Raw genomic sequence first — 21,566 nt, 5'->3', positions numbered from 1 at the left:
TTCGCCGGGCCCTCCCCCGCCCCCTGCTCAAGGGCGAGCCTGGGGCGCCGGGCTCTCCGCCCAGCGGCGGGCCAGGGCGAGGAGGACCTCCACCGCCTTCTCCATCCACTGGACTGAAACCCACTCGGTCCGTGAGTGGAAGTTGACCCCCCCGGTGAACAGGTTGGGCGTGGGCAGCCCCATGTGAGTCAGCTGAGCGCCGTCGGTGCCGCCCCGGATGGGGAGCTCCACGGGCTCCACCCCCACATCCCGGTAGGCTTGGCGGGCTCGCTCCACCACCTCCGGGAAGGTCTCCAGCACCTCCCGCATGTTCCGGTACCCGCCCAACGCCTCCACCGTGATCCGGCAGCCCGGGTGGGCCAGGCGGAGCGCCTCCACCGCCCGTTCCAGCCACTGCCGCTTGGCGTCCAGCCCCGAAGCGGTGAAGTCCCGCAAGAGCCAGACCATGGCCACCCGCTCCACCGAACCCTCGATCCGGTCCACGTGGATGAAGCCCTCCCTCCCCAGGGTGGTCTCGGGTCGGGCCGTGGCCGGCACGCTCCCAATGAGCTGGGCTGCCAGGTGGAGGCTGTTGATCATGGTTCCCCGCGCGGTGCCTGTGTGCGCGGCCCGCCCTTCGATCACCACCCGCAGGTTGAGGGCGTTGAAGTTCTCCCACTCCAACTCCCCCAAGGGGCCGCCATCGACGGTGTAGGCCGCCACAGCCCCGAAGCGGGCGGGGTCGAAGAGGGCAATGCCGCTCCCGTTCTCCTCATCCGGGGTGAACGCGATTCGCAAGGTCCCGTGGATGTGGCTGGGATCCCTGAGGAGGCGGGCCAGGGCCTCCATGATCACCGCGATCCCCGCCTTGTTGTCGGCCCCCAAGAGGGTGTCGCCGCTGGACGTGATCAGGTCGTGGCCAATCACCTCCCGGAGGAGGGGCTGCTCCTCCTCCCGGAGGACGGGACCCGCGGGAAGCTGGATCGGCCCGCCGGGGTAGGCCCGGTGCAGGATGGGCTTCACGTTCCTGCCCGGTGCGGCGGGGCTGGTGTCCATGTGGGCGAGAAAACCGATGACGGGCGCATGCTCCGCCCCCCGGGCGGGTAGGGTGGCGGTGACGAAGGCGTGCTCATCCACCTCCACATCGGTCAAGCCCATGGCCTGCAACTCCGCGGCCAGCATCCGGGCCAGCTCCCACTGGCCTGGCGTGCTGGGGATGGTCTGCGGCTCCTCCGCGGAGGTGGTCTCCACCTGGACGTAGCGGAGGAACTTGGCCACCACACCTTCGTGGAGCAACTGATTCCGGTCCATCGCTGCCTCTTCCCCTCCCATCCAGCCGCGGCCGCCATCGTGGCCACTTGCTTGCAGTGTAGCCCATGGCTCCCGGCGCCACAAGGCCGGTCCCCGTACCCCAGGGCCGGGAGCGTTCAGGCCGAAAAGATCATCATGAACCCAAGGAGGTGGTGCCCATGCCGCTGGGCCCTGAGCCCCCCGTGCCCTTGAGCCGCCAGAGCTGCATTGAGCGGGTGCCCGTCTTCGCCCGCCTGCCCGCCTCGGCCCGGGAGCACCTGGCCCGGGAGCTAAGGCACCGGCACTACGCCCCGGGCCAGCTCCTCACCCCGGGCGAGGAGGCGACCCACCTGACCATCCTGGCCGCCGGCCTGGCCCGCCACGCGGTCACCTCCCCCGGGGGCCGGGAGCAGGTCCTCCGCTTCCTGGGCCCCGGGGAGTTCTTCGGTGAGATGGCCCTCTTCACCGGCCGCCCCACGCCCGGCGAGGTCCGGGCGGTGGAGCCGGTGGAGGCCTGCATTCTGGACGGGGCCGCCCTCCGCCGGGCGGTGGAGACCTGGCCCGAGCTGGGCTGGGACCTGCTGCGGGAGCTGGCCCGCCTCCTGGACGAGACCACCCGGATGGCGGGCAGCCTCGCCACCCAAAGCGTGGACGAGCGGGTGGCCAGCCTCTTCCTCCGCCTCTCCGGGGGCGCGGCCACCTTCCAGATCCCCTTCTCCCGGGCGGAGACGGCCCGGCTCTTGGGCTGCGCCCGGGAGAGCCTGAGCCGCTCCCTGCGGCGCCTTCAGGACCTGGGCCTCCTCCAGGTGGACGGGCGACAGGTCCACCTGCGGGACTGGGAGGGCCTCCGGGCCCTCGCCGGCGAGGAGGCCCCTCCCCGCTGGCGGGTGTGACCTAAGTCCTCGCTTATCCCCACCCTTCCCCCGTACCATGGAGGCGCCGGGCGGCCCCAGGGCTTTCCGGGGCGGCCCGCATCTACCGTGAGGAGGTTGGGGACGATGGCTCAGACCCAGGGTGTGGAGCGCCGGGGTGTCATTCAACTGACGGGGTTGACCTGCCCCTCGTGTGTGGCCCGCATCGAGGGGACCGTCCGCCGGATGGCGGGGGTGCGGGCGGCGCGCCTGCAGTTTGGCTCCCAGCGGCTGGTGGTGGACCTGGCCCAGGATGGCCCGGGGGCCGACGAGGTGGCCGAGCGGGTCCGGCAGCTGGGGTACACGGTGGTGGCGGCTCAGGAGGAGCCCCGATGACGGCCCAGCTGCCCCAGATCCGTTCCCGGCCTCCCTGGCTGGGGCCGGCCCTGGCCGGGGCCCTCACCCTGTTGGCGTGGGCGGCGGGCCGGGCAGGCTTCAGCACCTTCTCCCAGGCGGGGATGATCGCCGCCGCCCTCATCGCCGGGACCCCCATCGCGCTCCGGGCGTGGCGGGCCGTGCGCTTCCGCTCCCTGAGCATCGACGGGCTGGTCACCCTGGCCGCGGCGGGCGCCATCCTCCTGGGCGAGGCCTGGGAGGCCGCCGCGGTGACGGTCCTCTACAGTTTGGGGGGCCTCCTGGAGGGAGCCAGCCTGGCCCGCACCCGGCGGGCGCTGGAAGAGCTGATGGCCTGGATGCCCGAGCGGGCCCAGGTCTTGAAGGAAGGCGGCTGGGAGGAGGTACCCGTCGAGGCCATCCGCCCGGGGGATCGGGTCCGGATCCGGTCGGGGGAGAAGGTGGTCGTCGATGGCCGGGTGGTCACGGGCCGGGCCAGCGTGGACACCTCCCGGGTGACGGGCGAGTCCATCCCCCTGGACGTGGAGCCTGGGGACTCGGTCATCGCGGGCAGCCTGGTCCAGGTGGGTTACCTGGAGGTGGAGGCGACCCGGGTGGGGGCGGAGAGCACCTTCCAGCGGGTGCTGGATCTAATCCTGGAGGCCCAGGAGGCCAAGCCCCGGGTGCAGGAGGTGCTGGACCGGGTGGGTCGGGTCTACACGCCCCTGGTGCTGCTCCTGGCCGCGGCCAGCCTGGCGCTCACCCGCGACCTGCACCTCTCCCTCACCCTTCTGGTGGTCGCCTGCCCCGGCGCGCTGGTGATGGCCGCGCCCGTGGCCCTCATGAGCGGGCTGGCCGTGGCCGCCCGGCACGGGGTTCTCCTCCGGCGGGCCTCCGCGGTGGAGTCCCTGGCCCGCCTGGACACCCTCCTCTTCGACAAAACGGGGACCCTGACCGAGGGCCGGCCTCGGGTGAGCCAGGTCCACGGCTTCGGGGGGTGGGCGCCCCAGCAGGTGCTGGAGGTGGCCGCCGCCCTGGAGGCCCGCTCCGAGCACCCCTTGGCCCAGGCGGTCCTGGCCGCCGCCGGTCCCCACCCGCCGTGGGAGGTGGAGGCGCTGGAGGTTCTCCCCGGGCGGGGGCTCCAGGCCCGGGTGCGTCCCCCAGGCCGGGCTTCTGGCCCCGCCCGCCCGGTCCTGGTGGGCAGCCCCCGGCTCATGGCGGAAGCTCAGGTGGCGGTGCCCCCCGAGGCCCAGGCGCTCCTGGCGCGGGAAGAGGAGGCCGGCCGGAGCCCGGTCATGGTGGCGGTCGAGGGCCGGCTCATCGGGCTCCTCGCCTTGGAGGACACCCTCCGCCCCGAGGCGCCCGCCGCGCTCGCCTGGCTCCGCCACCTGGGGGTCGGCCGGCTGGCCATCCTCTCCGGCGACCGGCCCGCGGCGGTGGAGGCGGTGGGGCGGGCCCTGGCCCTGGATGAGGCCCGGGGCGGTATGCTCCCCGCGGAGAAAGACGAGGCAGTGGCCCGCCTGGTCGCCCGGGGGCACCGGGTGGGCATGGTGGGCGACGGGGTGAATGATGGGCCGGCCCTGGCCCGGGCGGAGGTGGCCTTCGCCATGGGCCTGGAGGGGACCGACCTGGCCAAAGGCGTGGCCGACGTGGTGCTGGCCCGGGACGAGATCACCCAGGTTCCCCTGGCCATCGACCTCGCCCGGACCATCCGGCGGATCATCGGGCAGAACCTGGCCCTGGCCATCCTCACCGCGGTCGTGCTGCTGGGGGCCGTCCTCTCGGGCCACGGCCACCTGGGGTGGGCCATGCTCGTCCACCAGGGCAGCGTGCTGGCGGTGATCGCCAACAGCCTCCGCCTCCTGGTCTACCGGCCCACCCCGCCCCCGCTGGGGCGGGTCAATGCCAGTGCGCCAGCGCGGCCAGCCTGGCCGGATCCAGCACCTGGATCCGCCCCCGTTCCAGATCGATGATCCCCTCTTCTTCCAGGCGGCGCAGGATCCGGCCCACCACCTGGCGGGCCGTCCCCGCCAGGGAGGCCATCTCCTGCTGGCTCAAACCCCCGCTGGCGCCAACCAGGCAGTCCTCCCGGGTGAGGAGGAGCCGGGCCACCCGGGCCGTCACGTTGAGTAGCGAGAGCTCCGCCGCCAGGTTGCCCAGCCGGACGGCGTCGGCCGCCAGGGTGGCGGCTAGGGCCTGGGCCACAGGGCCCCCCCTCTCGAGGGCCTGCCGGAAGAAGTCGGCGGGGAGGGCCAGAACCCGGGAGGACCGGAGGGCGATGCCGGCGGCCAGATGGGTCCCGGTGAGGGCATCGGCTTCCCCGAAGCTCTCGCCGGGATCCACCACCCGGAGGGTCTGCTCCCGCCCGTCGGGGGAGTGCTTGGCCAGCTTCAACCGGCCCGAAAGCTGGAGGTAGAAGGCGCGGCAGGGCTCCGTCTCCGCGAAGAGGAGGCCATTCCGGCGAACCCGGACCACCCGGGCGCGCTGGAGGAGGGCCTCCTGCTCATCGTCGCTCAACAGGCCCAGGTAGGGGTGATGCCACAGGAGGCGCCGGATCTCTTCGGGATCCCAGCCCCTGGGGCCAGGTTCGGGCCGGGGCGGGCCGGGAACGGGTGCCAAGGACACGGTGACTGCCCTCCTGCCTCTCACTTTAATCCCCAAGGAGCCGCCCGCCCAGGGGTCAGGCCGCCAGGCCCAGGTAGAGCCCCACCGCGTAGAGGAAGGCCAGGCCCACTTCTGTCAGCCCGATCCGGATCAAGTTGAGGGGGAGCCGGACCCGCACGATGCCCACCAGGTTCTTGGCCAGGGCGGGGAGGTAGGCGAGGAGGGGCCACGGGCCCAACCCCAACGGCCCGCCGGCCCACGCCAAGAGGGCTGCCACCAAGAGGGCGTAGCTCCCCGTCCCCAGGCCCAGGCGGAGGCGCTCCCCAAGCCCCTGGGGCCGCTCCCGCTGCTGGGCCACCTTCATCCGCACGTAGAAGACGGGACCGACAAAATAGGCGGCCAGCAAGACCCAGAGCAAGGCCGCCTCCACCAGCAGCCCCCCAGGCCAGGGCGCGCCCGGCAGCTGGGCCAGGTCCCCCTGCACGGAGGCCGCCAGCAGGTAGGTGACGGGACAGGCGGCCGCCACGCCCGTGAACCCCACCACCTCCGCGCCAAAGGTGTGCTCCTTCCGGCTGTGCCGGAGGGCGACAAAGAGGGCCAAGAAGCCCAGGGCGGCCACCCCGACGCCGGCCAGCCACCACTGACCGGTGGCCAGGATCAAAGCCAGCCCCAGCACCACCAGGAGGAGCAGCTCCCCTCCAGCCCACCGCCGGGCGTGGGCGGCGGCAGCTGCGGCGGCCGCCCGCTGCCGCGGGTTCCGGGCCCGAATGGGCCGGAAACCCTGGTAGAGGGCTTCCCGGAGCATGAAGAGGTCAATGGCGGCCAGACCGGCCCCCAGGGCCAGGAGCAGCGAGCCGCCGCTTTGCAAGGCCAGCGCCCCGCCCAAGGCGAGGCAGGCCACCAAGGTCGCCCAGGCGCCGTGCTCGCCCGGGAGGGGCGGGCCCGCCCGGCGCTCCCGTCCCGGTCCGACCCGCGGGTCCGCTTCCGCCATCACGCCATCCCCCATTCGTCCGGGCCTGTCCCGGCCCAAGCCCTCCTTCCGTCTCATTCCGCGAGGGGGAAGCCCTTCCTCCGCCCTGGACCGTGGCGATCCTTGCCACCGGCAGCCCGAGCGGTTGCACGACGCACCCCGGTGGGCTAGAATTAGGGCGGACTAAATCCTGTTTTAGTACGTCTGAAACCCCTGCAGGAAGAGGCGAAGGCTGTGGTCGAGTTCTTTCTCCGCATCGCCGGGCCCCACCCGGTCTGGCAAGGGCTGGTCGGGGGCCTGGTCATCGCCACCCTGAACCTGGTGGGGGCGCTGGTGGTCCTGCTCGTGCGGAACCCGTCGGAAGCCTTCCTCAACGCCAGCCTGGGCTTCTCCGCCGGGGTGATGCTGGCCGCCAGCTTTACCAGCCTGATCCTTCCCGGCATCGAGCTGGCCGGGGCGATCCCGGTCATCGTGGGGATCATCTTGGGCGCGGTGGTCCTGGGCCAGGCCGACCGCTGGGTCCCCCACCTCCACGTGGCCATCACCGGCCGGACCCTGCCCAGCGAGCACGAGGCCGCGACGGCCGAGGAAGGGGTGGCCGGCAACCGGGTGGCGGCCGTCCTCCTCTTCATCGTGGCCATCACCCTCCACAATATGCCCGAGGGCCTGGCCGTCGGCGTCGGCTTCGGGTCCGGGAACATCAGCGAGGCCCTCACCCTCATGTGGGCCATCGGCCTGCAGAACATCCCCGAAGGCATGGCCGTCGCCTTTACCGCCCTGCAGGCCGGCTTCGGCCGGCGTTTCTATGCCGCCTACACGGGGATCCGAGCCGGCCTGGTGGAGATCCCCCTGGCTGTCCTGGGCGCCTGGGCGGTGACCGTCGCGCGGCCCATCCTTCCCTATGCCATGGGTTTCGCCGCGGGGGCGATGCTCTACGTCATCTGCGACGAGATCATCCCCGAAACCCACGGCGGCGCCCAGAAGCGGGTGGCCACCGTCGGGACCATGCTCGGCCTCATCATCATGCTCTACCTCGACGTCACCTTGGGCTGATCGCCCATCCGGCGCCCCCGGACGATCCGCCGGCTTCCAGGCGGACCGTCCGGGTGTGGAGACCGCACTCGGTCTTCCCCTGCCCCCACCAGCGTCCCGTGCGGTCGTCTCCCCGGTCGCCGGCCAGCGCCATGCGGCGGGTGCACTGGATGCAGCCCAGGCTGGTGTACCCCTGATCGAGGAGGGGGTTGTATGGCAGCTGGTGCGCGTCCAGGTACTGCCAGACCTGCTCCCGGCTCCAGCCGGCCAGGGGGTTGATCTTGGTGATCAGTTGACCCGGCCGGAAGCCATCGGCGGTCGGGAGACGGTGCTCCTCCAGGACCTGGACCTGGGCCCGGGCTGGCGTCTGGCCCCGCCGGATGGCGGTCATCCATGCATCGTACCCCTGAAGGTAGCTGAAGAGAGGCTCCACTTTCCGGAGCTGGCAACAGAGGTCCGGATCACGCGACCAGAGGGCCGGCCCGTACGCCAGAGCCTGCTCCTCGGGCGACAGGCGGGGCATCAACTCCACCACCCGGAGCCCCAAGCGCCGGGTGAGGACCTCCTGAAAGGCCAGGGTCTCCGGGAAGAGAAACCCGGTGTTGACCCAGACCACGGGCACATGGGGTGCCGTCTGGGCGACCATGTGCAGCAGGGCCGTCCCTTCCGGATTCCCAAAGGACGACGAGACGACGAGCCGTTCCCCGAAACGCTGAGCCGCCCAGGCAATGATCGCCTGCGGGGGCCATTCCATGGTTGGCTCTGGCAAGGCACTCCCTCCCCCCGGGCGGCCCACCAGTGGCCGCCTGGACACCGCAGGAATGGTCCTGTCCTCCCCCACCCGTATGCTGCCGAGGCCCTGAGGGATCATCTCGGTTCAGGCCGGCCCACGGCGCCGCCTGGGTGGTCCAAGCCACCTCCGGTATTGACCATCTGGTCAATCTTGGCTATGCTGGAGGTGCTGACCGGATGGTCAATATGGACGCTGGCGGCCGGGGGCGGGCCCCCCGAGGTCTGGAAAGAGGTGGTGGAGATGGCAAGCACCGCGCCCAAGGGGGCAGCGGCCACACCGCTGGTTCGCCTGGCGTGGCGCAACCTCTGGCGTCACCGCCAGCGGACGGTGCTTCTGATCGTCGTGGTGGCCTACGCCACCCTGTCGACGGTGATCTACTGGAGCTTCATCGATGGCTATGAAGGTTCGGTGATGAACGCCTACGCCCGCTACATCGCCGCCCCGGTCCGGATCGCGTCGGCGGCCTGGCACGAGGATCCCGATCCCGAGCATGCCTTGGCCGACTTGAGCGTCATCGAGCCGGTGGCCCAGGTCCGGGGGGTGCGGGCCGTCGCGCCCCGCCTGGTCTTCCCGGGCCTGCTCCAATCGTCCTATGCCGCCGTGGGGGCTGAGATCCGGGGCGTCGACCCCGCGGCCGAGGGGCGGGTGAGCCAGATCCCCAACAAGATCGGGGAAGGGCGCTGGCTGGTAGGGCCCGGCGAGGTGGTCCTGGGGAAGGAGCTGGCCCAGCGGATCGACGTGCGAGTGGGGGAGCGGGTGGTGGTGAGCGCCGGCGCCCTGGCGGGTCCCCAGGCCCTGGGCTTGACGGTGGTGGGCCTGGCCGAGACGGGGGTGGCGGGGCTGGATGAGACCCTGGTCGTGGGCCACCTGGAGGACGCGCGCCTCCTGACGGGGGTGGCCACCGCGACCACCCTGGCCCTTGATGTCCCCCGGGGAAGGGAAGGGGAGGTGGCTCGGCGGGTCCAGGAGGTCCTTCCTCCGGGTCTGGAGGCTCGGGGGGCCTGGGATCTGGTGGGCCCCATCAAGGGCGACATCGAGGCAGGCAAGGCCTTCGCGCTGCCCCTCGGGCTCTTCCTCGGCCTCTTCGCCGCCCTGGCCGTCGCCAGCACCATCTTCGTCAGCGTCTTGGAGCGAACCCGGGAGTTCGGCGTCATCGCCGCGCTGGGGCTGCCGCCCCGGCGGCTGGGCACCCTGGTCACCTACGAGGCGCTCTTGGCCTGCGCCGTCGGCTGGGGGGTCGGGCTGGTCCTGGGCTACGGCGTCGCCTGGCTTCTGGCCAGCTACAACCTCTTGGGCCCCCTGTTCGCCGCCGTCGGCGAGGGATTCCAGGAGACCGGCCTGGCCGACGAGTTCTACGGCGCCGTACGGCCCGCGTACATCCTCTACTCCGCCATCACCGTGGCGGTGGCGGTGGGGCTCAGCGCCCTGTTCCCCGCCCGGCGGGCGGCCCGGCTCCAGCCCGCGGAGGCGATGCGGAGTGCCTAGGCGCGCCCCGGGAAACCGAAGCACCAGGAAAGGAACGATGGGAGGCGGGAAAGCCATGGCTCGAATGGCGAACCGGTTGCTGAGGACTTGGGGGATCCTCCTTCTGGCCCTGCTGGCAGCCACCTGGGCGGTCCTCCTCGCCGGGGCCCAGGAGCTCGATGCGACGGAGATCGTCCGGAGGGTGGTGGACAACCTCCGGGGCGGCACTCTGGAGGGGACCTACACCGTCACCGTGGAGCGCCCCAACCGGACCACCCAGTATGTCATGACCGTCCTCAGCGACGGGGAGGACCGGGGGCTGATCCGGGTGGTCCAACCGCCCCGGGAGGCGGGCCAGGCCTTTCTGATCGACGGAGATGACCTCTGGGTGTACAACCCCCGTCTGGGCCGCTCCCTGAGGCTCCCGCCCAGCGGCCGCAACGGCGCCTTCCTGGGCTCGGACATCAGCTACAACGACCTGGCCGGACGGGACCTGGAAGAGGATTACACGCCTTCCATCCTCGCCTCCAGCGGCCAGACCCTCACCCTGGAACTGGTGCCCAAGCCGGGCGCCCCCACCCCCTACGGCCAGGTACGGCTGGAGGTGGAGGCGGAGCGGCTGGTGCCCCAGCGTATCGACTACTACGACCAGCGGGGGAATGTGGTGAAGCGGGCCGAGCTCTCCGAGTACACCCCCGTGGGGGACCGGTGGGTTCCCCTGCGGATGGCGGTCCAGGACGTCACCCGCCCCGGCCACCGGACCGAGGTGCGCCTGAGCGACGCGCGCTTCGGGATCGAACTGCCGGCCGGAAGCTTCACCCTGCAAGCGCTGGAACGGGGGGGCCGCTGACGTGTGGCGTCTGGCGTGGCGGAACCTGTGGCGTCAGAAGGCCCGCAGCCTGGTCACCGCCAGTGCCGTCGCCCTGGTAGTCCTCTCCACCCTCCTCTTCTTCGGGCTGGCCGAGGCCATGAAGAACGGCATGTTCCAGGTGCTGACCGAACGGGCCGGCCACCTGGTGGTGACCCGGGCAGGGGCCGATGAAGCCAGGGAGTTCGACGCTCACCTGATCCGGGAAGCGGCCCGGGTGGAGGCCGCCTTGCGGGAGGTGGCCGGTGAAGGGGAGCTGGCCGTGCTCCTGGAGGTCCCGGTGCTGGCCAGCGGCGGCTCCCGCTCCCGGGGCATTCAGCTGGTGGGCCTCCGCCAGACCCCGGGCCTTGAACGGCAGTTTGCCCAGGATTACCTGAGCGCCGGCCGGCTGCCGGACCCCGACAGCTTGGACGAGATCGTGCTCGGGGAGGCCTTGGCCCGGGCGCTGCGGGTGGACGTGGGTGAGGTGGTCTACATCTTCGCTCCCGGCACCGAAGGTCTGGGCGCGGGCGCCTACACCCTGGTGGGCCTTCTGGACTTTCCCGAAGCGGCCCTGGAGGGCCGGACCGCGTACGTCTCCCTGGCGGCGGCTCAGGAGCTGGCCGCGCCCGAGGCGGCCACCCGGTTCCAGCTCCACCTCCCAGACCTCCACCGGATCACCGACGAGGACCGGCTCGAGCAGGTTCGGGACCGGCTCGCCCAGCCCCTGGGACCCGAACTGCACGTCAAGACCTGGCGGGAAGCGGAGCCGGGTCTGGCCACCCTCCTGGACCTGGTGGATCCCATCATGCTCGTGTTCAACGGGCTGGGTTTCGTCCTGGCGGGCCTCTTGGTGGTCAACACCGTCTACCTGAGCCTGGCCGAGCGGATCCGGGAGTTCGGGGTGATCATCGCCCTCGGCGCCGACCGCTGGCGGGTGATGCGGATGGTCATCAGCGAGTCCTTGGTGTTGGTCCTGACGGGGACGGCCGTCGGCACCGCCCTGGGGTTGGGCCTTATCGCCCGGCTGGCCCAAGGCTTCCGCTTCCCCAATGCCCTGACGGAGTACACGGTGGAGTTCGGCATTCCGGCGGTCATGTACGCCGGGTTGACCACCGGCCAGCTGGTGATCACCATCCTCTTCGCGGTGGGCACCGCCCTGGCCGCGGCCCTCTGGCCCGCCTGGGTGGCGGGTCGGCTCCAGCCGGTGGAAGCCATGCGGCACGTCACCTGACGTTCCGGGGGCACCGCCCCGGGCGAGCAGGCCTGCACGGTGAGGGAGGAGGTCGGCAAGGTTGGAACCCATTCTGCAAGCCAAAGGAGTCACCAAGATCTACACCACCGGTGGGATCCAGACGCCCGCCTTGCAGGGCGTCGACCTGACCATCCAGAAGGGGGAGTTCACCGCCATCGCGGGCCCAAGCGGTTCGGGCAAGAGCACCCTCCTGCATCTCTTGGGGGGATTGGACCGGCCCACCGCCGGGGAGACCTGGCTGGGGGACCGGCGGACCGACCAGCTGGACGCCGTCGCGCTGGCCCACGTCCGCCTCTGGGAGATCGGCTTCGTCTTCCAGGCGTATAACCTGATCCCCGTCCTAACCGCCCTGGAGAATGCCGCCTTCGTCCTGGAGCTCCAGGGGCGGCCCCGGCGGGAGCGGGAGGCCAAGGCGATGGCCGCCTTGGAGGCTCTGGACATGGCGGCGTATGCCCACCGGCGCCCCAACCAGCTTTCGGGCGGCCAGCAGCAGCGGGTGGCCATCGCCCGGGCCCTGGCCGCGGAGCCCCAGGTGATCTTGGCCGATGAGCCCACGGCCAACCTGGACTCCCAGACGGGCCGGGCCCTCATCGAGCTGATGAAGCGGCTCAACCAGGAGCAAGGCGTCACCTTCGTCTTCTCCACCCACGATCCCCGCCTGCTGGAGCACGTCACCCGCATCGTCCGGCTGGAGGACGGGCGGGTGGTGCGTGATGAGAGGGGGCCGGGGGCATGAGGGCGACGAGGCGGCCCACCGGCCCCGCCGGCCACTGGCGCCGGGCGTTGGGGAAAGCCCTGGCGGTGGCGGTGGGCTTCCTGCTTCTCGCCGCAGGGGTCGCAGCCCAGAGGTCTCTCGGGGGCTCGGTGGATCTCTGGGGGTCCGTCGGTCTGGAGGTCGACCACCGGCGTCTCGACGACGTCTCCTCCCAGACGGCGGCGACCCTGGCCGCCCACCTGGAGGGGCACCTGGCCCGTGGGCCCTGGCAGGTGGCCCTCACCGCCGAGCCGAGGCTCCCCCTGGCGGGCGCCGGAACCCCGGTCGAACCGTTCTCCCTGGGGCTGATTGAGGGGTACCTGGCCTTCCGGGCACCCCTGGGCGACCTCCAGGTGGGACGCATCCTCCTGCCCCTGGAGACGGCCCGCCTCACCCAACCGTACACCATCACCCCCCGAGACGAGCACGGGCGCCGGCCCGGGGTGGACGGGGCCCGGGCCGACCTCTACCTGGCGGACGACCGCCTCCAGCTGGCCCTGGTCCAGAGGGGTGACGGCTGGGCCCCGGTCGCCGGCTGGCGGCGGGCCTTCTCGGGCTGGGAGCTGACGGCCCACGGGGTGCTGGAGGCCGGCCGCCTGGTCGCCGGCTTGGGCGGGAGCGGCTTGGTCGGCTCGGTGGTGGTCTACGGGGAAGGGTGGGTGGTCCCCGGCGAGGCCCGGCCCCGGGCCGCGGTGGGGGCCACGGGCTACGCGGGCGACCTCCTCTGGACGGGAGAGGTGGCCCGGGCGCCCTTCCTGCCTGACCAGCCCCCTGAGCCGCTGGCCGCCCTTCAGCTGGCCTACGCCCCCACCCTCGGCCTCAGCATCAGCCTGGACGGGGCCGCCACGCTGGAGGAGACGCCCCAGACCCAGTGGGGTCTGACCGCCACCTACGAGCTGGTGCCGGGCACCAGCGACGTGGAGGTGAGCCTGGGTCGGCTCTCCCTCGCCCGCGGAGCCACCTGGCTGGTCCGAACGGCCCTGCGGTATTATCTTTAGGCTGAAGGAGGGAGGTGGCGCCTGTGAGCCAGCCTGCGCCCCGCCGGGACCCTGAGGAGCGCCGGCGCCGGGTCTTGGCCGCGGCGGTGGAGGAGTTTGCCCGGTCCAGCTACGCGGGCGCGTCCACCAACCGGATCGCCCAGCGGGCTCGGGTGGCCAAGGGGCTCATCTTCCACCACTTCGGCTCCAAGCAGGCACTCTACGAGGCCGCCTTGGAGGAGGCGTGGGCGCTCATCCTGGCCCCCATCGAGGAGCCCCTCCCGGCCGATCCGTACCAGCGGCTGGAGGCGGCCCTGATGGAGCAGCTCCGCCGCCTCCACGCCTACCCCGAGCACGCCCGCCTCGTGGGCCGCCTCCTGGGCCAGAGCGCCCGGATTCTGGGCGGGCCCTTCCGGGCCCGCCTGGAGGAGCGGCTCCATCACCAGCGGGTGGCCTTCTGCACCGGGATCGCCCCTCAAAGCTTCCGGCCTGGGATCGCGCCCCAACGGGCCATTGACCTGCTCGGCTTGGTGGCCGAAGGGCTGGTGACGACCTGGCTCCAGAGGCTGAATGCGGGCGGCTTGGAAGCGGTGACGCCTGCGGCGGCCCGGGAGCAGGTCCGCTCGCTGATGGAGCTGCTCCGGAAGGGCATCTACCAGCCGGGACGTTCGGCCGTCGCCCAGCCCCTGGGTGAGTGGGATCCCACCGCGTTCCTCAACCTGACCGCCCGACTGGCCCCCTCCCCCAAGGAGCCCGACCAGCGGCGGGACCGCATCCTCCGGGCCGCTCAAAGGCTCTTCGCGGCCCGGGGGTACGACGGGACCTCCGCGGAGGCCATCGCCGAGGAGGCGGGGGTGGCCAAGGGGCTCATCTTCCACCACTTCGGGTCCAAGGCGGGCCTTTACCTGGCGGCGGTGGGCGACGCCGCCACGCAGATGTCCACCGCCTTCCTCCAGGATCTCCCCCCACCCCCCGCCGACCTCTTCCAGCGGATCTGCGCCTGGTCCCAGCGGAAGGTCCAGGTCTTCCGGGCGTTCCCAACCCTCTACCAGCTTTCTCTGGCCGCCTTCGCCAACCCACCAGAGGCCGTCCGGCCGGCCCTGGAGGCGTACGCCGTGGAGGGCTTGGCCGAGGGCTGGACCCTGCTCCTGAAGGGGATCGACACCTCCCCCTTCCGGCCCGACGTGCCCCCGGCCCGGGCCTTGGAGCTGGTGATGCTGGTGGTGGACACCTTCACCAACCGGGAGATGGTCCAGCTCACCAGCGAACCGGACCAGTCGCTGGAGCGGCTGGCCCACCTCCTCCAGGAGGTGGGCCAGTACCTGGAGCTCCTCCGGGACGGGCTCGGCCCGGCCTGACCCCAACCTTGCCCGTCGCGCCCTTGGCCGCTAAAATGTTCTTGCCATGGATGGTCTCAAAGCTCTGAATCGTCAGCAGTTTGGAACCTATGCCGAAGCCTATGTCCAAAGCCCGGACCATGCCTGGAGTGAGAGCCTGGACCGGCTGGTGGAACTGGCGGACCCCCAGCCCCACTGGGAGGTGCTCGATGTGGCCACGGGCGGGGGCCACACGGCCCTGGCCCTCGCGCCGCGGGTACGCCGGGTCATCGCCACCGACTTGGCCCCAGCCATGGTCCAGGCGGCGGCGCGCCATGCAACCGAGCGAGGCGTCACCAACGTGACCTTCGCCGTGGCCGACGCTGAGGCGCTTCCCTTCCCCGACGCCTCCTTCGATCTCGTGACCTGCCGGGTGGCGCCCCACCACTTCCCAGACGTGGCCCGCTTCGTCCGGGAGGCGGTCCGGGTGGTCCGCCCCGGGGGTCTCGTCGCCGTCATCGACAACGTGGTGCCTGAAGATCGCGCGGTAGCCGAATACGTCAACGCCTTTGAGAAAGTGCACGATCCCTCGCACCACTGGGCCTACAGCCTGGATGATTGGACCCGCTTCTTCCAAGACGCGGGCCTGACCGTCGAATGGGTGGAGACTTTCCAGAAGGAGCGGGACCTGGAGACCTGGGCCCGCCGCTCGGGCGCGAGCAACCTGACTCTGGCCACCCTCCGGCAGCTCGTCCTGGAAGCCCCGCCTGCCGTTCAGGCCTGGCTCAAGCCCCGGGCGGAGGCGGGACATATCCGGTTCACCCTGACCGAAGGGCTCCTGATGGGACGCCGGCCAGCGGCCCATGACGACTGAATGAAGGGCGAGGCCCCGGCCTGGCCGCCGGGGCCTCTCAATCCACAGACGCCGAACCTGGTTCAGTACGCCCTCGCATACCAGACGGTGTGCTGGGCTTCCCGCCCGCAGACCAGGCACCGGGCCATCCGCTCGGGAGGATCGAAGGGGATGTTGCGGGCCGTGGCCTTGGTCTCCTCTTTCACTTTGAGCTCGCAGGCGTCGTCACCGCACCAGCCGGCCAGAACGAAGCCGGTCTTCTCCTGGAGGATGCCCGCCAGCTCCGCCAGGGTTTCGGCCTGGTAGCTGTGGGCCTCCCGGAAGGCCAGGGCCTTCTGGAACATGGTGGCCTGAATCTCCTCCAGCAGGGCCTGCACCCGCTCGACCAGCCCATCCTGGCTGATGGGCAGCTTCTCGCCCGTATCCCGCCGGACCGCGAGCACCTGGTTCTGCTCCAGATCCCGGGGACCCAGCTCCAGGCGGAGGGGGATCCCCCGCATCTCGTACTCGGCGAACTTCCACCCCGGCGAGTACTCGTCCCGGTCGTCCAGCCGGGCGCGCACGCCCGCGGCCTGCAGGGCTTGGAGCAGCTCTTTCGCCCGGGCCACCACCTGGTCCCGCACTTTGGCCGGGCCGATGGGGATGAGGATCACCTGGGTGGGGGCCACCTTGGGTGGCAGGGCCAGGCCCCGGTCGTCGCCGTGGACCATGATCAGGCAGCCGATCAGGCGGGTGGACACCCCCCACGAGGTGGTGTGGACGTACTTGAGCTGGTTGTCCCGGTCCAGGAACTGGATGCCGAAGCCCTGGGCGAAGTTGGTCCCCAGGTAGTGGGAGGTGCCCGCCTGGACCGCCTTGCCGTCCTTCATCATGGCCTCGATGGAGTAGGTCTCCACCGCCCCGGCGAACCGCTCCCGGGGGGTCTTCTGCCCCTTGATCACGGGGATGGCCAGGTCCGTCTCCACAAAGTCCCGGTAGACCTCGAGCATCCGCAAGGTCTCCTCCCGGGCCTCCTCCTCGGTGGCGTGGGCCGTGTGGCCCTCCTGCCAGAGGAACTCGGTGGTCCGCAAGAAGGGCAGGGTCCGCTTCTCCCAGCGAAAGACGTTGGCCCACTGGTTGATAAGGACGGGCAGGTCCCGGTAGGACTTGATCCAGCGGGCGTACATGTGGCCGATGATGGTCTCCGAGGTTGGGCGGAGGGCGAGCCGCTCCTCCAGCTCCTCGTCGCCCACCTCGGTCACCCAGGGCAGCTCAGGCGCAAAGCCCTCCACGTGCTCCTTCTCTTTCTCGAAGAAGCTCTCGGGGACCAAGGTGGGGAAGTAGGCATTCCGGTGCCCCGTCGCCTTGAACCGGCGGTTGAGGCCCTCCTGGCAGGCCTCCCACAGCTCGTACCCGTCGGGCTTGAAGACGATGCAGCCCCGCACCGGCGCGTAGTCCATCAGGTCGGCCTTGCGGATGACACTGATGTACCAGGCCGAGAAATCCTCCGACTGGGGTACGATCTCCTTGACCAGCGGCTCTTCCTTCGCCACCCCTCAGCCCCTCCTCCGATGTCGCCCAACGGCGCCAAAGACCGTGGCACGTGCTCCCAGCGTAACAAAAGGTCCCAGAGACTGTCAATCGGCGGGGGTCGGCCCCGGGGCACAGGCCGGCGCGGGGGAGCGTAGCCTGCACCGGACGGGGTGACCGCAGCCCACGGGAGAGGGGTGACACCGGTGAGCGGCATCGTGGGATGGATCAGCTGGGAGGCGGACCTGACCCGGGAGGGAGCCCGGTTGGAGGCCATGGGCGCCACGCTCAAGAACCGGGGCCCGGACGGCCAGGGGATTTGGCTCTCGCCCCACGCGGCCCTGGGCCACCGTCGGCTGGGCGGCGACGGGACCGGTCCCACCCAGCCTCTGGTCCGCCACTGGAGCGGGGAGACGTTGGCCCTGGTGTGGGACGGCCAGCTGTACAATGGGGCCGAGCTCCGGTCCGAGCTGGCGGCCCGGGGTCATCCCCTCCCGGATCCTTCGGACGGGGAGCTGATTCTGGCCGCCTACGCCCAGTGGGGTGCCCAGGGCCTCAGCCGCCTCAACGGGGTCTTCGCCTGCGCCATCTGGAGCACGCGCCGGGAGCGCCTCTTCCTCGCCCGGGACCCGCTGGGGGTGAAGCCCCTCTTCTACGCCGCCCGCCCGGGGGCGTTCCTCTTCGCCTCGGAGCTGAAGGCCCTGCTGGCCCACCCGGCCGTGGAGCCGGCGCTGGACCGGGAGGGGCTGGCGGAGGTGCTGGTGCTGGGGCCGGCCCGGACCCCTGGACACGGCATCTTCCGCGGCGTGGCCGAGCTGCGGCCCGGAGCTTGGCTGGAGGCCGGTCGCGACGGGCTCAAGAGCGGAACCTACTGGCGGCTGGAGAGCCGCCCCCACCCCCACGACCTGGCCACCACCCTGGACCACGTCCGGGCCCTTCTGGAGGACGCCGTCGCGCGCCAGGTCCCCCGGGAGGCCCCCATCGCTTCCCTACTGTCGGGAGGGCTGGACTCGAGCGCGGTCTCCGCCCTGGCGGCCCGGCACCGCCAGCGGCGGGGCGGTCCGCTCCTCACCTTCTCCCTGGAGCACGCGGGGAACGAGACCCACTTCCAGCCCGACGAGTTCCAACCGGCGGCCGACGGGCCCTGGGCCCGGCGGGTGGCCGCCTTCCTGGGGGGCGAGCACCGGGAGGTGCACCTGGAGCCAGCGGACCTGGTGGCCGCCTTGCCTGCCGCGGCGGAGGCCCGGGATCTGCCGGGCATGGCCGACGTGGACGCGTCCCTCTACCTCTTCGCCCAGCGGATCCGGACCGCGGCGCCCGTCGCCCTCTCGGGGGAGGGGGCCGATGAGGTCTTCGGGGGCTACCCGTGGTTCTGGCGGCCCCAGGACCTGGAAGCCTCCACCTTTCCCTGGGTGCGGCGGCTTCCTGCCCGCCTTGCCCTCCTGGCCCCCGAGGTGGTGGCGGAGCTCCAGCCCCACGCCTACCTGGAGCGGCGGTACCGGGAAGCCCTGGAGGAGGTGCCTCGCCTGGCCGGCGAGACGCCCGACGAGGCCCGGGCCCGGGAGCGGCTCTACCTCACCCTGACCCGGTGGCTCCCCGTCCTCCTGGACCGGGCCGATCGAATGAGCGCCGCGGCGGGGCTGGAGCTCCGCCTTCCCTTCCTGGACCCCCGCCTGGTCGGGTACGTCTGGAACGTTCCCTGGGCCCTCAAGGCGCTGGACGGCGTGCCGAAGGGGCTCCTCCGCCGGGCGCTGGCCGGGCTTCTCCCGCCGGAAGTCCTCGAGCGGCGGAAGAGCCCCTTCCCCAAGACCCATCACCCCGCCTACCTGGCGGCGGTCCGCGGGTGGCTCTTGGAGATCCTGGCCGACCGGTCCTCACCCCTTTTGGGCCTGGTGGACCGGAGGCACCTGGTCCGGCTGCTCCAGAAGGAGGCCCCCGATCTGGACGTGCCCTTCTTCGGCCAGCTCATGCGCCTGCCCCAGCTCCTGGCGTACCTCATCCAGCTGGATCACTGGCTCCGGCGCTACCGGGTCCAGCTCCCCTAAGGGCCCCGCCCCCTGGGGCCTCCCCGTCGGGGAGAGGGTCGGTCACGGGGCCGACGATCCGCCACTCCAGACGGGTGAGCAGGTCCACCTCCGTCCCCCGGGCCTCCCCGTTCCAGACCCGGACCACAGGCCGGGCCGGGGCGATGGGGTTGAGGCGGACCACCAGGGCTTCCTCGCCGGTGTTGAGGCGGACCAGGGTGCCCACGGGGTAAGGGGCGACCCGGGCGAGGAACGTGCGGACGACCGCTGGGTCCAGGCTGCGCCCCCCCTCATCGGCGATGAAGGTCAAGGCCTGGTGGACGGGCCAGGCGGGCCGGTAGGGGCGGGGGCTGGTGAGGGCGTCGAAGACATCGGCCACGGCCGTTAGGCGGGCGAACCGGTGGATCTCCGTCCCCTGGAGGCCCCGGGGATACCCCGAGCCGTCCCAGCGCTCGTGGTGCTGGTAGGCCACGTGGACCGCCCGCCGGTCCAGCTCCCGGTGGCGCCGGAGGATCTCGAAGCCGTGGACGGGGTGGAGCTGGATCTGAGCCCGTTCCTCCTGGGTCAGGGGCCCCTCCTTGGTCAAGATGGAGAGGGGCACCCGGACCTTCCCCACATCGTGGAGGAGGGCGCCCATGCCCAGAACGGTCAGCTCTCTGGGATCAAGCCCGCTGTGGAGGCCGAGGAGGAGGGTCAAGGCGGCCACCCGGACCGAGTGGGCGAAGAGATACTCCTGCTCGTCCAACAGGCCCCGGATGGCGGTGAGCTCCACCAAGACCGACGAGTTGGCCAGGATCTCATCGAGGATCTGGGAGACGACCGCGGCGATGGGCCGGAGATCGCCCGCATACCCCTTGCGCAGGCGATGCACGTACCGCTTCAAAGCTCGCATGGAGGCTTGCCGGGTCTCTTCGGTCAGCAACTCGCCGGTGGAGCCGGCGGGGATCTCCCCCGGCTCGCAGATCCAGACCGCCTCAAAGCCCAGTTGGGCCAAACGACGGAGCATGTGGGGGCTGAGCCGGACGCCCGCCCGCAAGAGAGTCCGTTCATCCAACATGAGGTCGCGCCCCAGCATGGTCCCTGGGGACACGGCCTCCAGTGGAACCAAACGCACCAAGAGCCCCTCCCCTTCGGCCCCACCCTTTTGTGTCGGAGGCGGGGCCGAAGCCCTTGAGGGAGGGGCTCCTTTCACTATCTTCCGCGAGTTCGGCCTTCAGCCCGTCAGGCTTCCTTCACCACCCAACGGCGGATGGCCTTGTACAGCTCCACCACCACCCACGGCGTGACCGTGGCCACCAGGAGGAGCTCCAGGTCCAGGATGGACAGCGGCACCACATCGAAGAAGGGCGCCAGGAAGGGAACGGCCAGCACCGTAACCTGGAGCAAGGCCGAGGCGGCCACCGCCAGGAGGAGCGCCCGGTTGGAGAACCAGCCGATCTGGAAGAGGCTGGCGTGGGTGGAGCGCACATTGAAGCTGTGGGCCAGCTGGGTAAAAGCCAGGGTGGCGAAGGCGAGGGTCCGGGCCTCACCCGGCGTCAGGTACATGAGACCCCACCAGTAGAGGCCCAGGGTGAGGAACCCGATCATGGCCCCCTGCCAGAGCATCTGCCAGCCCAGGCCGCCGCTGAAGATGCTCTCCTTCGGGCTGCGGGGCCGACGCTCCATGACACCCGGCTCGGCCGGCTCCACCCCCAGGGCGAGCGCGGGGAGCCCGTCGGTCACCAGGTTGACCCAGAGGATCTGGATGGGCGTCAGAGGCGAGCCCAGGCCCAGCGCGATACCGAAGAAGATGGCCACGATCTCGCCGATGTTGCACGAGAGCAGGTAGTGGATGGCCTTCCGGATGTTGGCGTAGATGACCCGCCCTTCCCGGACGGCCGAGACGATGGTGGCGTAGTTGTCGTCGGCCAGCACCATGTCGGCCGCACTCCGGGAGACGTCGGTGCCGGTGATGCCCATGGCGCAGCCGATGTCCGCCCCCTTGAGGGCCGGCGCATCGTTGACGCCGTCGCCCGTCACCGCCACCACCGCCCCGTTGGCCTTGAGGGCCCGGACGATCCGGAGCTTGTGCTCGGGGCTCACCCGGGCGAAGACCGAGACGGTCCGGACCTTCTCCTTCAGGGTCTCGTCGTCGATGGTCTCCAGCTCCCGGCCCGAGATGATCTCCGGCTCCTGGCCCGGATCGACCAGCTCCAAGCGCTTGGCGATGGCGGCCGCGGTGATGGCATGGTCGCCCGTCACCATGATGGTGCGAATGCCTGCGCCCTTCGCCTCCCGGATGGCCTGGGCCACCTCGGGACGGGGCGGATCGAGCATCCCCATCAACCCCAGGAAGATCAGCTCGTCTTCCGCCGTCTCCGGCTCCAGGGGATCGGGCACCGCCGGCCAGGCCCGGCAGGCGACGGCCAAGACCCGGAGGGCCTGGCCGGCCAGGCGCTCGTTGGCGGCCAGGAGCTTCTGCCGGTCCTCATCCTTGAGCGGCCGGACGCCGTCGGGACCCAGGATGGACTGGCAGCGCTCGATCACCACGTCAGGGGCGCCCTTGGTGAAGGCGACCAGCTCGCCCAGCTGGGTGATCCCGGGCACCAGGTCCTCCGCCCCGGCCTCCGGGCGGTGGAAGGTGGTCATCCGCTTCCGGTCCGAGTCGAAGGGGAG

General features: G+C 71.4%; 19 protein-coding genes. 12 read left to right on the top strand and 7 right to left on the bottom strand.

Annotated features, from left to right (window positions below; all coding sequences use genetic code 11):
• Positions 1–27: 27 nt before the first annotated feature.
• A complete protein-coding gene (gene pepT / locus FWJ67_RS06785) occupies positions 28–1,290 on the bottom strand; it encodes a peptidase T (RefSeq protein WP_414481707.1) in 1,263 nt (420 codons plus the stop codon).
• Between the two features lie 158 nt (positions 1,291–1,448).
• Between pepT and FWJ67_RS06780 the strand changes: the two genes are divergently transcribed.
• The 3 genes from FWJ67_RS06780 to FWJ67_RS06770 all read left to right on the top strand — a co-directional run bounded on the left by FWJ67_RS06780 (position 1,449) and on the right by FWJ67_RS06770 (position 4,486).
• Entirely contained in the window at positions 1,449–2,162 is a 714-nt protein-coding gene (locus FWJ67_RS06780; RefSeq protein WP_304173695.1) for a Crp/Fnr family transcriptional regulator, read from the top strand.
• Positions 2,163–2,267: 105 nt separating this feature from the next.
• Positions 2,268–2,516 (top strand): heavy-metal-associated domain-containing protein, encoded by a 249-nt coding sequence (locus FWJ67_RS06775; protein WP_304173697.1) that lies wholly within the window; start codon positions 2,268–2,270, stop codon positions 2,514–2,516.
• The gene (locus FWJ67_RS06770) at positions 2,513–4,486 is read left to right on the top strand and encodes a heavy metal translocating P-type ATPase (protein WP_304173699.1); all 1,974 of its coding nucleotides are present in this window, start codon (positions 2,513–2,515) and stop codon (positions 4,484–4,486) included. Before FWJ67_RS06775 ends, FWJ67_RS06770 begins: the two co-directional genes overlap by 4 nt.
• On the opposite strand, the gene FWJ67_RS06765 is transcribed toward FWJ67_RS06770, so the two are convergent.
• Positions 4,413–5,138, bottom strand: coding sequence for a Crp/Fnr family transcriptional regulator (locus tag FWJ67_RS06765; RefSeq protein WP_414482656.1), 726 nt, complete (start codon positions 5,136–5,138; stop codon positions 4,413–4,415). The two genes, FWJ67_RS06770 and FWJ67_RS06765, sit on opposite strands and share 74 nt — an antisense overlap.
• Before the next feature lie 55 nt (positions 5,139–5,193).
• Positions 5,194–6,108: a YwiC-like family protein gene (locus FWJ67_RS06760; RefSeq protein ID WP_304173702.1), complete on the bottom strand. Its 915-nt coding sequence runs from the start codon at positions 6,106–6,108 to the stop codon at positions 5,194–5,196.
• A gap of 213 nt (positions 6,109–6,321) precedes the next feature.
• Here FWJ67_RS06760 and FWJ67_RS06755 point away from each other — a divergent pair, with 213 nt between their 5' ends.
• Entirely contained in the window at positions 6,322–7,140 is an 819-nt protein-coding gene (locus FWJ67_RS06755; RefSeq protein ID WP_414481709.1) for a ZIP family metal transporter, read from the top strand.
• Here FWJ67_RS06755 and FWJ67_RS06750 read toward each other — a convergent pair.
• A complete protein-coding gene (locus tag FWJ67_RS06750) occupies positions 7,127–7,888 on the bottom strand; it encodes a phosphoadenylyl-sulfate reductase (RefSeq protein ID WP_304173707.1) in 762 nt (253 codons plus the stop codon). The genes FWJ67_RS06755 and FWJ67_RS06750 overlap by 14 nt on opposite strands.
• Before the next feature lie 264 nt (positions 7,889–8,152).
• Here FWJ67_RS06750 and FWJ67_RS06745 point away from each other — a divergent pair, with 264 nt between their 5' ends.
• The 7 genes from FWJ67_RS06745 to FWJ67_RS06715 all read left to right on the top strand — a co-directional run bounded on the left by FWJ67_RS06745 (position 8,153) and on the right by FWJ67_RS06715 (position 15,399).
• The gene (locus tag FWJ67_RS06745; RefSeq protein WP_304173709.1) at positions 8,153–9,397 is read left to right on the top strand and encodes an ABC transporter permease; all 1,245 of its coding nucleotides are present in this window, start codon (positions 8,153–8,155) and stop codon (positions 9,395–9,397) included.
• Positions 9,398–9,452: 55 nt separating this feature from the next.
• Positions 9,453–10,226, top strand: coding sequence for an outer membrane lipoprotein-sorting protein (locus FWJ67_RS06740; RefSeq protein ID WP_304173711.1), 774 nt, complete (start codon positions 9,453–9,455; stop codon positions 10,224–10,226).
• A 1-nt stretch (position 10,227) separates the two neighbouring features.
• Positions 10,228–11,457 (top strand): ABC transporter permease, encoded by a 1,230-nt coding sequence (locus FWJ67_RS06735; protein ID WP_304173713.1) that lies wholly within the window; start codon positions 10,228–10,230, stop codon positions 11,455–11,457.
• Between the two features lie 61 nt (positions 11,458–11,518).
• The gene (locus FWJ67_RS06730; protein WP_304173715.1) at positions 11,519–12,214 is read left to right on the top strand and encodes an ABC transporter ATP-binding protein; all 696 of its coding nucleotides are present in this window, start codon (positions 11,519–11,521) and stop codon (positions 12,212–12,214) included.
• Positions 12,211–13,230, top strand: coding sequence for a hypothetical protein (locus FWJ67_RS06725; protein WP_304173717.1), 1,020 nt, complete (start codon positions 12,211–12,213; stop codon positions 13,228–13,230). Before FWJ67_RS06730 ends, FWJ67_RS06725 begins: the two co-directional genes overlap by 4 nt.
• A gap of 23 nt (positions 13,231–13,253) precedes the next feature.
• A complete protein-coding gene (locus FWJ67_RS06720) occupies positions 13,254–14,567 on the top strand; it encodes a TetR/AcrR family transcriptional regulator (protein ID WP_304173719.1) in 1,314 nt (437 codons plus the stop codon).
• Positions 14,568–14,613: 46 nt separating this feature from the next.
• Positions 14,614–15,399: a class I SAM-dependent methyltransferase gene (locus FWJ67_RS06715; protein ID WP_304173721.1), complete on the top strand. Its 786-nt coding sequence runs from the start codon at positions 14,614–14,616 to the stop codon at positions 15,397–15,399.
• 62 nt (positions 15,400–15,461) lie between these two features.
• On the opposite strand, the gene proS is transcribed toward FWJ67_RS06715, so the two are convergent.
• Entirely contained in the window at positions 15,462–16,910 is a 1,449-nt protein-coding gene (gene proS, locus FWJ67_RS06710) for a proline--tRNA ligase (protein WP_414481711.1), read from the bottom strand.
• Positions 16,911–17,093: 183 nt separating this feature from the next.
• Here proS and asnB point away from each other — a divergent pair, with 183 nt between their 5' ends.
• On the top strand, positions 17,094–18,932 hold the full coding sequence (asnB, locus tag FWJ67_RS06705; RefSeq protein WP_414482655.1) for an asparagine synthase (glutamine-hydrolyzing): 1,839 nt from the start codon (positions 17,094–17,096) through the stop codon (positions 18,930–18,932).
• On the opposite strand, the gene FWJ67_RS06700 is transcribed toward asnB, so the two are convergent.
• A complete protein-coding gene (locus FWJ67_RS06700) occupies positions 18,883–20,025 on the bottom strand; it encodes an HD-GYP domain-containing protein (protein WP_304173727.1) in 1,143 nt (380 codons plus the stop codon). The genes asnB and FWJ67_RS06700 overlap by 50 nt on opposite strands.
• Before the next feature lie 107 nt (positions 20,026–20,132).
• The coding region (locus FWJ67_RS06695; protein WP_414482654.1) for a cation-translocating P-type ATPase at positions 20,133–21,566 on the bottom strand (1,434 nt) is incomplete at its 5' end.

Source organism: Limnochorda sp., from assembly GCF_047459355.1.
In the GTDB taxonomy this organism is placed as follows: domain Bacteria; phylum Bacillota; class Limnochordia; order Limnochordales; family Limnochordaceae; genus Limnochorda.
The sequence above is the reverse complement of the archived record's forward strand: the minus strand, read 5'-3'. Positions and strand labels throughout refer to the sequence as shown.